The following is an 11,648-nucleotide window of genomic DNA, read 5'->3' as shown; positions in this document are numbered from 1 at the left end:
GGAGGTTTGAGCGGCCACCGGATGACTTGGCCGACTATGTGACGGTGGGGGAGAGCTGGATCAGGCCGGCACTCGTCACCGGTTTCGGAGGTAAGGCCAACCTAGTCAACACGGTAGTGAAGTTCGTTGATACGGGGGCGGTCGTTCTTGAGCGCTTATCGGATAGGTTTGCAAGAGTTCCTCGACCGCCCCTTTGGAGGCCTGTCCACCCGGGCCGGCTCCCGATTTTCGACGAAGCAAAATTTCCAGGATTGGGGAGACTGTTTGTCTAATTCCCGATGTCAAAGGTGCTCAGTTTGCCTTGGGACATCGTGCTAGCGATTCGCCATCCCGTCAACCCGTCCGGTGTTGAGACGACTTCCCTGATCTCGCGCGCTCCGGCGCCTGACCTCGCGTTGTGTGCCTGGTCATGCATCAGACGGACCGGGACCCGTGACGAGCTACGGGTCGCAGAAAGACCAATTCCTATCTGCGCACTGAACTTCGAGAAGTGGCTGGGCAACGGTGGTCCGTGCAAGCGAGTCCAGATGCCGTTAGCCAACGCCAGGCCTCGTCGAGGCCCTCCGTCTCACTGACGTCGAGCAGGACGGGTCCCTGGCCGTTGGACCGCAAGCGGTGCCAGGTCTCCGGAACGAGTGCAAGGCGGTACTCGCCGTCGAGGGTATCGTCGGCGACCTCTTCATCGGTCTGGTTCTTGCCGAGCCCGGCGAAGCTCCGCAAGTGGCGCTCGCCGCGTGACCATTCCAACTGTCGCCGGCCTTCGGCGGCTGATTCCCACTCCCACCAGCGGGCGACGTCCTCGGCGCGGTATGTCTCGACCGCATCGGCAAGCAGCTGCATCGGGGCCCGCCCGCCGCGGCGCTTGCCTTCCTTGCGATGCCCGGAGGTGACCTCGTGGGCCTGCTTGACGAAGTAGCCGTACAGGCTTTCCCCGTCGCCGCGGCGGGTCTTGCGTAGGTCCCAGCCGTGCTCTTCAGACGAGTCAAAGCCGAGTGAGCGGACCTTGGTCATGAACCGGGCGTGCATCCCCGCCCCGATCATGGCCTCGGCGTACTCGGTGGACACGTCGGTGGGGAAGCACAGCAGGGCGTGCACGTGGACGTGCCAGCCGTTGCCGGAGTAGCCGTGCCCGTCCGGGAGGCCGGCCAGGATGGCGGGGGTACCGCCGTCGGTGACCTCGGTGACCCGGACCCAGCCCAGCAGCCCGGTGTCAATCTGGGCTTGCGCCCAGTCGCGCCCGCTGGTGGCGGCGTGCCAGCCGTCGGTGACAACGTCCCAGCAGCCCCGTCGGGCGTTGAGATCGGCTAGTTCCTTGGCGTCGGAGTCGTCCTGGACCCGGGCCTGGGGGCCGACGGTGACCATGTTCGGGTCGGTGCGGGCGATCTCCCGACGGATGCTGGTCTCTTCGATGTCGTCGGCCTCGGCCTGGTGCTCGTCTACGTCCCAGCCGTGGGCCCGAGCGTCGTCGCGGGCCATCCGGCGGGTGTCCAGCTTCTCGAGGCGGTTGCGCCACCGGCGCCGCTGATCCAGCACGCCACGTCGGGCCCGCTCCTCGCGGTTGAGCCCGAGCCGGTCCCCGGCGTTGTGCCGGATGGTCATGGTCAGCATGAACGCCGAGCCACCCTTGGCGTGGACCGCGTCGAGCACCGCGGCCAGCTCCTCGGCCCGCTTGGCGGCGACCTTGGCGGCGCACACCGGGCAGGCCCACACCGACCCGCAGCTCACCAGGCCCTCGAAACCGGCCCGCCGGCCCTCCGGGCTGTCGCTCACGACGAGGGCGACCCCAGCCTCCGGGTCACGCATGGAGCCGCAACGACGCACCCGGCCGATGCTGGTCAACGGCTGTAGCTGGGCCCGACGCTTCCACCGGGCACGACGCGCAGTCCTAGCCTTCGCGCGCTGCTCGGCCTGGCTCTGAGCCCGTGCCGGAGGGCTGGGAAAGACTGTTCGCCCATTACCAAGGGCCGGGGCCGTGGGGCTGACCGTAGGCGCGCTCACGAGGACCACCGCCAGGACTTGGAGGCGCCGGCGCTGGCGCGCCGGCGGGGCCCTGCCCCTACGGGCAGGGCCCTCCCGCACTCCTGTCTCCGACCCGTGCGTCCGGACCCTGCCCAGGGGCCGGGCCACGGGCACCAGCTCAGGGGCCTGACGTCTTGCGAGGGGTCGTGACGCGGCGCAGGGCAGCTCAGGGCCACGCGGCCAAGGAGAAGGACGAAGGGACCGCCTCCGGCGGTGCTGAGCGAGGCGTCGGCGCGCGAGCTTGCACGGCCGTCCCTCACCAGCAAGGGCCGCAAACCATCTTGACCGGCGACTAGGGGTGACGAGCTCCAGCGATGAGTGCGGGGCCGTTCAAGATCGTTTGCTTCCTCCCTTGCTGGCGAGCCTCCGACGGCCGAAGAGCCCGCAGGCGCGGTGGAGCCGGGACGGACTCCACCCGGGGCGCACGCCGACGCCTCGCGGTCCTTCTCCACGTGGGTGGTGGTCGAGATGCGAGTACTCGTAGCCGGATCGCAGTTCTGGAGCGACTGGCGCACGATCACGGCGACGCTGTCGCTGGTGTGGGAACCCGACGCCGTACTCGTGACCGGAGCCTGCCCACTGGGCGCCGAGGACCTCGCCGCACGGTGCTGGGAGCACTGGGGCGGGCGCGTCGAGTGCTGGCCGTTCGACTGGGACCAGCCCGAGGGCCAGGTCGTCGTGGGGCGCCATCGGGCGATGCTGCAAGCCGGAGCCGACACCTGCCTAAGCTTCGGCAGCTCCACCGGTCCGGGGACGCTGTGCGCTCTGGCACGCGAAGCCGGAGTGCCCGTGTACGAGTGGCGGCGCGCTCCGATCGAGAGATCGAAAGCTGGCAAGTAGACCTGAGAATCGGCGGGACCGGTCACCTCGCGTATCCCGCCCGTCACCAATCGTCGCACCCTTGACATCGCGCTCATGCTGATTCTCGAAATGGGGGGATTGCCATGGCTCAGATGCAGAGCGCTGTCGACGCGGGAGACCTCTGGTGGTTCCTGGATTCCTTGATCGCGATTCGCGCCGACAAGTCCCAGACCGGCGGCAAGCTCGCCGTCAGTGAAAACTGGACCCCACGCGGCGGCGGATCGCCACTGCACACCCACTCCCAGGAGGACGAGACATTCCTCGTCCTCGACGGCGAGCTGCACTTCTGGCTCGGCGACGAAACATTCCAGCAGGGGACCGGCGGGCTCGCTTTCCTGCCGCGTTCCCGACAGCACGCATTCAGCGTCACATCTGAGACGGCCCATTTCATGGTGATCATGACGCCGGGCGGATTCGAGGACTTCTACCGCACGGGCCGGCGAGCTACCGAGCCGACATTTCCGCCTGGGCCGGCAACCCAAGAGGACTTCAAGCGGGCCATGGACATGGCCGTGTCGCTCGGGACCAGCATCGACGGGCCGCCACCGACGCCGTGACTGCATGCGCACGAACGCGTGTTCGATCGGCAGGCCAACATCCGCGCGCCAGCCTGTGGCGTCACGAGGATCTTTAGCACGTGGCTCACCGTGCGCCGGCAGGGTCGCCGACTCAGTCTCTACGCCCAGGCGCGCGGGTGGTCCTGACTCAAGCAGCGGCCGCCGCGAAGTAGCGGAGCCGCAAACTAGTGCTTCGCGCCCGCCTCGCCCCAGGCCACATCTGGTCCACGCACGGCCCGGGCGCCGGGGGGATAGCCCAGGCCGTGCCAGTACAGTCTGGCGCCGCCCAGATGCGGGGTTGGCAAAATCGGTCGGGCTGTCCAACACCTGTGCGAATCAGCGGAGCGGTGGTGATCGGGACGGGGTCTCACCCTCGACGACGCGCCCTGGGGCCGCCAGATCGCCCGAGCGGCCGCAAGCGCCACCAACGACCCCAGCCGGCGGATCACGATGAGACGGGCGCCTGCCCCCGTACGAGTGCTCCGGCAGGGCGGAGCCCCCGCCGCCGAGTGGGAGACCCCGAGCGCGTGCTCTGTGGCGGCCAGTCTGGTCGCGCCCACGATCGAGTACGGGCCGCGTACGAGCATGTGGGCTCGAGCGAGAGTCGCCGCTCGCGTCCCACGACCAGGTACCCCGAGCGCTCCGGGTGACGCACACTTGCTGGCGCGGCGGAACCCGTGTCGGTGGATCTCGGAGGGCTGGTGGAGGTCATGGATAAGCGCTTGGAGGCTCCGGCGGCTGACGGGTCGTCCAGTGCCGGATCTATCTCCCCGAACAGCCCTGAATCGGCTCGCGCGTCGTGGGCGCGCGAGGACGCCGCGGATGCCCGGGAGCGGCGGGCCGATGAGCGCGAGATGCGTGCCGACTCCCGGGAGCGCGCGGCTGGTGAGCGCGAGGACGCCGCGGATGCCCGGGAGCGCGCGGCTGATGAGCGCGAGATGCGTGCCGACTCCCGGGAGCGCGCGGCTGGTGAGCGCGAGGACGCCGCGGATGCCCGGGAGCGGGCGGCCGACGAGCGCGAGATGCATGCCGATGTCCGGGACACGGCCGCCTACGAGCGGGAGGACGCCGCCGATCAGCGGCAAGCCGGAGCCGACCGACGAGAAGAGCGGGCCGACGCCCGCGAGCGGCGGGCCGACCTGCGCGAGGCGTCTCTGGACGATTTGGCACGGGCGGCCGGAGTGCCGACCACCGAGAGGGTCAAGCGGTCGGACGAAGCCTTGAACCGCGCCGCTGAGACGGTAGCCCGAGCCCAGGAGCACCTCGATCGTTCCCGCGAAGCGCTGCTCCGTGAACACCAGCAGGCAGACCACCAGCAGAGCGAGATCGAACGCGAGTCCCGGGCAACGGCCCACCAGCTCGGGCCGGACGAGGAGACAGGGGAGACGTCGGTGCGCGCCGGAGATCGGGAAGGCTGATTGAGCTTCCGGAAACGTCCCGGAGGCGTCTTCGTACGTCTGTTCGATAGACAGCCGTGGTCCTGTCCGCAAGCCTCTGGCGCTATGCGAACGATCAGGACCTGGATCGCTCTTCGGCGTGAGGGCCGAAGGCTCACCCTGTACCGGGTCGCTCGCGGCTGGTCCTGAGCCGACCTGCCGGCCAATGACCATGCCCGGACCGCTGCACCAATCCTGCACCAGAACGCGGGGAAGACAGCCCGTATGACCTCGTCCTGGGTGTGGCTGAGCCCCTACTGCGGGACCTGTCCGGACCGACTGAGCTGCGCTCCGAGGACTTTGGGAGCGAGGGGCCGTGGGTTCGAATCCCGCCACCCCGACCACGAACGCCCTCCGGATGACACCGCCGGAATGGGTCGCGTGTGTCGTGCGCCGTCGGACGGGAACATCCTCCGTCTCGACCACGACATCCGTGGCGGATCGAGGCGCTGTATCGACAGCGCGTCGAGAGTGCCCGTCGGCGCGGGGAGGGTGAGGCGTTGCGTGAGGAACCGGCCCGACCAGCCTCGCGGTTCGATGTCGCCACCCACGACCCCGAGGTGGCGGACGCGTGCCTGCGCGAGGCCTACGTCGACTTCCGGCGGCGTCTCCACGGGGACCCGGCCGGGTTCGCGTTCACGTTCCAAGGGCTCCGGGCGCCGGGGTTCTCGTTCGCGGAGATGCACCACAACCTGGGCTTCGACTGCGAGGCCGAGTCGATGGAGCGGGCCGTCATCCTGAGCGAGATGCTCGCCGGGCACGTGACGGTCTCGGGCCGCGACCGGGACATCACCCCCGCCGTGCACGAGCCGTACCTCGTGACCCCCGGCGAGCCGTGGCGGGTGCGGTGGGACGCGATCAGGAGTCGGGCGGTCACCCTGGACCAGGTCGTCCTGGACCGGGCCGCGGCGGACCTGGGCTGGCAGGGCGGTCAGGTCCGGTTCAGCGGATGCGCCGCGGTCTCGCCGGCGGCCGTCCGCTACGCCCGGGCGGTCACCGAGCACGTGCGGACGAGCATCGCGGCCGACGACGACCTCGTCGCCAGCGGGCTGCTCCTCGCCGAGGCCGCCCGGACGCTGGCCGTCGCGACGCTCTACTCGTTCCCCAACAACGCGCTGGACGCCCTCGGTGATCCGACCCGCCGGACGTCGGCGGTCTCCGAGCCGCCGGCGGTGGTGCGTCGGGCCGTGGAGTTCATCGAGGCCGAAGCCCACCGCGACATCGGGCCGGACGACATCGCCGCCGCCGCGCGGGTGGGGGTCCGTGGTCTGCAGTCGGCCTTCCGCCGGTACCGCGACCAGACCCCGACGGAGTACCTCCGGCAGGTCCGGCTGGAACACGCCCACCAGGACCTGGTCGCCGGGGACACCACCCGTGGCGACGGCGTGGCCGCCATCGCCGCACGCTGGGGCTTCGCTCACCCCGGCCGGTTCTCCGTCCAGTACCGGCAGTCCTACGGGTGCTCGCCCCGCGACACCCTCCGCCGCTAGGGCGCCGGTGCGCGCGCTCGTCATCTCCCACGACCACATCGGCGACCCCGGATACGTCGGGGAGGTCCTCGAGGCGGCCGGCTGGTCCCTGCAGCGGTTCACCGTCGTCCCGCGAGACCGCTTCCACACCCCGGCGGTCGAGGTCCGGTTCCCCGATCCGACCGGCTGGGACCTCGTCGTCACCCTCGGTGCCCCGTGGCCCCGGTCGGCCATCACGACCTGGGCCGACGGCGAGATTCGAGCTCCTGTCCCGCGCACACCGGCACAACACTCCGGTGCTGGGCATCTGCGCGGGCGCCCAGTTCCTGGCCGAGGCGCTCGGCGGCGGGCGCGCGCCGATGGGATCGGAACGCATCGGGTGGTCGGAGATCCGACCCGTCGTCGGGAGGGTCCCGACGGGGCCGTGGTTCCAGTGGCACGCGGACCGCATCGTGGCGCCCCCGGGCGCGGAGGTCCTCGCGGACAGCCCGGACGGCCCGGAGGTCTTCCGCCTGGGAACGTCCGCCGGGGTGCAGTTCCACCCGGAGATGTCGGCCGACCTGCTGGACCGGTGGCTCGACGCGACGCCGCTGCCCGCCGACCGCGCGGAGGCGCTGCATCGGGACACCGCCCGGTTCGAGAGCCGCGCGCGGGCGGAGGAGCTCCTGCGGGTCCTGGACCTGGTCTGAGGCGTCAGGTCATCCCGGCGGCCCGACGCGCCTCGCGGTCGAGGCGGGCGCGGTGGCCGAGGAGTCGGGCGGCCTCGTTGCCGCCCAGGTTCAGGTGGTCGGGGCGGTGGCCGACCGCCCCGTCGGCGAGCTCGCGGCAGATGTCGGCATGACCCGCGTGCCGGTGGGTCTCGGTGGTGACGTGCACCAGCATCTGCTGCAGCGTCACCTCGGCCCGCTCCGCCGGCCAGTGCCCGACGGTGCCCGGGGCGTCGAGGTCGAGCTCGGAGATCGTCGCATCGGAGTGCGCGGTCGCCCGCTCGTAGAGGGCCAGGATGGCCTCACGCGACTCGTCCGCGGTCGCCCACATGTCCGCGTCGGGTTCGGGGTGCGCCTCGAACCAGTCGACGGTCTCCGCGAACGGCCGACCGAACACCTCGCCGAAGTAGCCCGAGTCGACGATCGCCAGGTGCTTCACCAGGCCCAGCAGGTTGGTGCCGGTCGGGGTCATGGGACGGCGGATGTCGTACTCGCCGAGCCCCTCGAGCTTCCAGACCACCACCTCGCGGCCCTGCCGGAGATAGCGGTGCAGGACGTCCTTGGGGCCCGGGGCGCTCACCGGGGCGACCCTGCCACGTCCAGGTGCTGCCGGGCGATCCACAGCGATGGCCCGTCCGGAGGGTCCCCGCTGGTCGGGTGGTGAGAGCGATGAGGCACGGTGGGGTCGAACACCCGGAGGGACCGGCACGACCAGCGTGTCGGGAAGGGAGCAGGACCCGCGATGACCGAGGGACGTACCAGCGCCGCAGAGGCGAACGTCGACGCCGAGGACCGGCCGGTCGACGAGTCGGCGTCGACGGGGGCGACCGGAGCGGGCGACGCTACCGGATCCGCCGGGACCAACGGGCACGACGCCGCCGGGGACGGGACGACGTCGAGCGCCGCCGACGACACGGCGAGCGCCGACGAGAAGGCGAAGTCGGACGACACGACGGAGTCCTCGGACTCCGGGAAGTCCGACGCCGAGTCCGCCGCGGAGACCGTGCCCGCCGCGAAGCTTCCCGGCGAGGAGTCCGGGTCCGCTCCCGCCCACGGCGCCGCCGCGGACACCAAGGCCGAGGACAAGAAGGCCGAGGACAAGAAGGCCGAGGACAAGAAGGCCGACGCGACGACGGCCGCCACGAAGACCGACGCGCCCGCGACCGACGACGCCGCCACCGGCGACGAGGAGTGGGCCGAGGCCGAGGACAAGGCCTACAAGAAGGAGCTCCGCAAGGGCTTCATGTTCGGCGCCGCCGGCGGGATCGTCATCGGGGCGATCGTCGCGCTGCTGCTCGGCGCGTTCGTCTGGCCCGGCTACCTCATGGGTCCGGGCAACCCGGACGACACCGCGAACCAGGTGACCCAGGCGCTCGCCGCGAAGGACGGCCCGAAGCTGGACGAGCTGTCCTGCAAGGGTCCCGACGGCAAGCCGGTCGCCCAGCTCTCCGGCCAGGTCCTGCAGTACATCGCGAAGGTCCAGCCCGCCGGCCCGGCTACGACTCTCATCGACACCGAGGCCCGCGCCCCCGTCGACCTCACGCTGACGGTGCAGGGGCAGACCCAGACACTCCCGTCCGAGCTCGTGCTCGGGGAGTCGAAGGGTGACTGGTGCCTGAAGGGCCTCGCCCAGCGCCAGCAGCAGTAGTCCGCCGCGCCTACGCCGCCGGTCCGTCGAGCCCGACGAGACCGGCGGCGTACGCGAGCAGCCCGGCCTGCGTGCGGTTGTCGCACGAGAGCTTGCGCATCACCGTCGAGACGTAGCCCTTCACGGTCGCCTCGGACAGGTACAGACGGGCCCCGATCGCGGCGTTCGAGAGGCCCTCGCCGATCGCGACGAGGACGTCGGTCTCCCGCTCGGAGAGCCCGTCGAGGCGGGCGGCCGCACGGGTCCGGAGCTGCTCGCGTCCCGTCGAGGCGTTCACCAGCCGTGCCGTGGCCTCGGGGGAGAGCACGGAGTGCCCGTCGGCGGCGACCTGCACCAGCCGCACCAGATCGGTCGGGTCGGTCGACTTCAGCAGGAACCCCGCGGCGCCCGCTCCGAGCGCGCGCAGGACCGCGGAGTCCGCGTCGAAGGTCGTGAGGACGACGACCCGGGGCGCCGGATCGAGACGCACCAGCTGCTCGAGCGCGGCGAACCCGTCGACGCCGGGCATCCGCAGGTCGAGCAGCACGACGTCGGGCCGGTGCCGGACCGCCGCCTCGACCGCCTCGGCCCCGTCGCCCGCCGTCGCGACGACGTCCACGACGCCAGACGCGTCGAGGATCGTCCGCAGGTGCGCGCAGACCATCGGCTCGTCGTCGGCGACGAGGACCCGTACGCGCTCGGTCATGCGCCGGAGCCTGTCACGAGCCCCGGTCGGTGGTGGGGACGAACGCGGGCAGGCGGGCCCGCACCGCGAACCCGCCGTCGGGCTCGGGACCGCAGCGCAGCGTCCCGCCGACCATCTCCACCCGCCGTCGCAACCCGTCGAGGCCGGCGCCGCCCCCGGTCGCGGCGAGCTCCGGGTCGGGCGTGCCGCCGCTGTCGACGACGGCGACCGTGGCCCCGTCCGCGTCGTGCCCGACGTCCACGACGACCGCGGCCTCCCGCGCGTGCTTGCGGGTGTTGCTCAGGGCCTCCTGGACCACCCGTACCAGCGTCCGGTGCACGGTGGGAGCCAGCGCGGCCGAATCGCCGCGCTCGGAGAGCGTGACGGCCACCCCGACCGCGCGGGACTGCTCGACGAGGGCCGCGAGATCGCCGGGGCCCGGGGGCGAGGTCGAGGCGGGCGAGGCGCCGACCGGCCCGGGACCGTCGCGGAGCACCCCGACGAGGTCACGCAGCTCGGCCAACGCGTCGCGGCCGCACCGGCGCAGCTCGTCGGCCGCGGCGTGGACCGCGGCGTCCTCGGTCGTCGCTCCGAGGGCGCCGGCCTGCAGCACCATGACGTTCACCCGGTGCGTCACCACGTCGTGCATCTCGGCCGCGAGCCGTGCGCGTTCCTCGGCGCGCGGTCTCGGCGAGCAGCTGCTGCTCGCGCTCGGCCCGGTCGGCCCGCTCGTGGGCGGCCGCGACGAGCTCCCGGCGGGTCCCGTCATAGAGCCCGGCGAGCGAGACCAGGACGGTGGCGAACAGCAGGAACGCGTTGTCGTTGACGCGGAAGCCGATCCACCCCCGCTCGCCGACGAACGACGCGCCGAAGACGAGCGGGACCAGCCAGCACAGGTGCACGCGGCGCGGCAGGTGGGCCCCGGCGGCGTAGAGGGCGCCGTAGAGGAACCAGTTGCCCGGGTAGATCAGCGTGATCGCCGCGGTGACGAGCGCCGTGGTCATCGGGCGGGCCCGGCGGAACACCATGACCGCCGTCAGCAGGGCGACGCAGATCAGCTCGCCGACGGGCACCGGGAGCCTGACCAGGGGGTGCGGGGCCGAGGGGAAGGCGGTGATGGCGACGCCCCACGCCGCGAAGGCGAGCGCGACCGCCAGGTCGGCCGGGCGCACCCCGCGCGGCAGCCTCACCCGGCGCGCCGCAGCGGCGCCCGCCGCCCCCACGTCAGACACCGCCACCCCCACTCCACCGGCCCGTAGCGGAATCGTCGCAGCCAGAGCGGGCTCCACACCGCCTGGACGATGAGGATCCCGACGGTGAGGCCCACGATCGGCGCCAGGTCGAGCGGGGAGCGGATGCCCAGCGCCGGTCCGAGCAGGAGGAACAGCACCGTCGCGGTGAGATAGTTCGTCAGCGCCATGCGCCCCATCGGGGCGAACACCGCCTCGAGGATCCGCCGGGCCGGCGTGTGCAACAGGAGCAGCACGAGGCAGACGTAGGCGAGTGCCGTCGCGACGTGGAACACCACGGCGAGGAGGTTCTGGGACCCGCCCACGCCGCCGCCGAGCAGGCTCACCATCGGGAGGGAGACGTCCGAGAGCCGGGCCACGGTCCCGACGACGGCGATCACCCCGCTGACGGCGAGGGTGACGGCGACCCGGCCCGGATGGCGGTCGAGGCCGTCGGGGACGCCGAGGCGGGCCAGCGCGAACCCGACCGGGAGCAGCGCGGCGATCAGCCCGTAGCCCACCTGGATCTGGGGGAGCACGACCAGCAGGACGAGGGCGACGACCGCACACGCCCGTGGGCCGAGGAACGACAACGGCAGGAGCAGGACCAGGCCGACCAGCGCGTAGGGGAACAGCGCCTCGCCGACGTGGAAGAACTGGTGCACCGCGCCGAGCACGAGCAGGACCGCGAGGCGCCGGGCCAGGACCACCCGCGGCCGGTCGGTGCGTCGGGCCGCACGCTCGAGGAACAGACCGAACCCGACCCCGAACAGCGTCGCGAAGATCGGCATGAAGCGCTCGTAGAAGAAGGCGCCGATCACCGGGTCCATCGCGCCGGTGAGCCCTGCTCCGCGGATCCAGGTGAGCTGGGTGAGCACGTTGACGACGAGGATCCCGCACAGCGCGACGCCCCGGAGGACGTCGAGCGAGGAGATCCGGTCACCCGGGGTGGAGAGCGCGTCGGGCGGGGCGGTCGGCCGCGGCCACCGCTGGAGGATCGGTTCGGTGCTCACGACGACGAGCGTGGTCGTCTCGGCCCCGACCGCGCCGCCCCCGAC

The 11,648-nt window shown here is 71.9% G+C and carries 12 protein-coding genes; 6 read left to right on the top strand and 6 right to left on the bottom strand.

Annotation, left to right across the window (positions count from 1 at the left end):
• Positions 1 to 465: 465 nt before the first annotated feature.
• Entirely contained in the window at positions 466 to 1,770 is a 1,305-nt protein-coding gene (locus tag LQ327_RS32265; RefSeq protein ID WP_230740634.1) for a hypothetical protein, read from the bottom strand.
• A 717-nt stretch (positions 1,771 to 2,487) separates the two neighbouring features.
• Between LQ327_RS32265 and LQ327_RS32260 the strand changes: the two genes are divergently transcribed.
• The 5 genes from LQ327_RS32260 to LQ327_RS34395 all read left to right on the top strand — a co-directional run bounded on the left by LQ327_RS32260 (position 2,488) and on the right by LQ327_RS34395 (position 7,031).
• Positions 2,488 to 2,859, top strand: a complete 372-nt coding sequence (locus LQ327_RS32260) for an SLOG family protein (RefSeq protein ID WP_230740632.1) — start codon at positions 2,488 to 2,490, stop codon at positions 2,857 to 2,859.
• Positions 2,860 to 2,963: 104 nt separating this feature from the next.
• Entirely contained in the window at positions 2,964 to 3,437 is a 474-nt protein-coding gene (locus tag LQ327_RS32255; RefSeq protein ID WP_230740630.1) for a cupin domain-containing protein, read from the top strand.
• 677 nt (positions 3,438 to 4,114) lie between these two features.
• Entirely contained in the window at positions 4,115 to 4,855 is a 741-nt protein-coding gene (locus LQ327_RS32250) for a hypothetical protein (RefSeq protein WP_230740628.1), read from the top strand.
• A 518-nt stretch (positions 4,856 to 5,373) separates the two neighbouring features.
• Positions 5,374 to 6,363: a helix-turn-helix transcriptional regulator gene (locus tag LQ327_RS32245; RefSeq protein ID WP_230740625.1), complete on the top strand. Its 990-nt coding sequence runs from the start codon at positions 5,374 to 5,376 to the stop codon at positions 6,361 to 6,363.
• Complete coding sequence (locus tag LQ327_RS34395) at positions 6,333 to 7,031, top strand: glutamine amidotransferase-related protein (protein ID WP_308286415.1); 699 nt, start codon at positions 6,333 to 6,335, stop codon at positions 7,029 to 7,031. Before LQ327_RS32245 ends, LQ327_RS34395 begins: the two co-directional genes overlap by 31 nt.
• Before the next feature lie 4 nt (positions 7,032 to 7,035).
• On the opposite strand, the gene LQ327_RS32235 is transcribed toward LQ327_RS34395, so the two are convergent.
• Positions 7,036 to 7,629, bottom strand: coding sequence for a DinB family protein (locus tag LQ327_RS32235; RefSeq protein WP_230740621.1), 594 nt, complete (start codon positions 7,627 to 7,629; stop codon positions 7,036 to 7,038).
• 162 nt (positions 7,630 to 7,791) lie between these two features.
• Between LQ327_RS32235 and LQ327_RS32230 the strand changes: the two genes are divergently transcribed.
• A complete protein-coding gene (locus tag LQ327_RS32230) occupies positions 7,792 to 8,697 on the top strand; it encodes a prolipoprotein diacylglyceryl transferase (protein ID WP_230740619.1) in 906 nt (301 codons plus the stop codon).
• 10 nt (positions 8,698 to 8,707) lie between these two features.
• Here LQ327_RS32230 and LQ327_RS32225 read toward each other — a convergent pair whose 3' ends face one another.
• Genes LQ327_RS32225 through LQ327_RS32210 form a run of 4 tightly spaced genes read right to left on the bottom strand, consistent with a single transcriptional unit; the run spans position 8,708 to position 11,603 of the window.
• The gene (locus LQ327_RS32225; RefSeq protein WP_230740617.1) at positions 8,708 to 9,382 is read right to left on the bottom strand and encodes a response regulator; all 675 of its coding nucleotides are present in this window, start codon (positions 9,380 to 9,382) and stop codon (positions 8,708 to 8,710) included.
• Between the two features lie 13 nt (positions 9,383 to 9,395).
• Complete coding sequence (locus LQ327_RS32220) at positions 9,396 to 9,977, bottom strand: sensor histidine kinase (RefSeq protein ID WP_230740616.1); 582 nt, start codon at positions 9,975 to 9,977, stop codon at positions 9,396 to 9,398.
• On the bottom strand, positions 9,868 to 10,593 hold the full coding sequence (locus LQ327_RS32215) for a hypothetical protein (RefSeq protein ID WP_230740613.1): 726 nt from the start codon (positions 10,591 to 10,593) through the stop codon (positions 9,868 to 9,870). The genes LQ327_RS32220 and LQ327_RS32215 overlap by 110 nt, the downstream gene beginning before the upstream one ends.
• Positions 10,548 to 11,603: a DUF418 domain-containing protein gene (locus LQ327_RS32210; RefSeq protein ID WP_230740611.1), complete on the bottom strand. Its 1,056-nt coding sequence runs from the start codon at positions 11,601 to 11,603 to the stop codon at positions 10,548 to 10,550. The genes LQ327_RS32215 and LQ327_RS32210 overlap by 46 nt, the downstream gene beginning before the upstream one ends.
• Positions 11,604 to 11,648: the final 45 nt, after the last annotated feature.

Source organism: Actinomycetospora endophytica, assembly GCF_021026375.1.
Taxonomy (GTDB): Bacteria; Actinomycetota; Actinomycetes; order Mycobacteriales; family Pseudonocardiaceae; genus Actinomycetospora; species Actinomycetospora endophytica.
The sequence above is the reverse complement of the archived record's forward strand: the minus strand, read 5'-3'. Positions and strand labels throughout refer to the sequence as shown.

Bases quoted from the DNA above. Each gene is read 5' to 3' on its own strand.
- LQ327_RS32260 (WP_230740632.1), top strand. From the start codon at position 2,488: ATGCGAGTACTCGTAGCCGGATCGCAGTTCTGGAGCGACTGGCGCACG.
- LQ327_RS32255 (WP_230740630.1), top strand. From the start codon at position 2,964: ATGGCTCAGATGCAGAGCGCTGTCGACGCGGGAGACCTCTGGTGGTTC.
- LQ327_RS32230 (WP_230740619.1), top strand. From the start codon at position 7,792: ATGACCGAGGGACGTACCAGCGCCGCAGAGGCGAACGTCGACGCCGAG.
- LQ327_RS32225 (WP_230740617.1), bottom strand. From the start codon at position 9,382: ATGACCGAGCGCGTACGGGTCCTCGTCGCCGACGACGAGCCGATGGTC.
- LQ327_RS32220 (WP_230740616.1), bottom strand. From the start codon at position 9,977: ATGGTGCTGCAGGCCGGCGCCCTCGGAGCGACGACCGAGGACGCCGCG.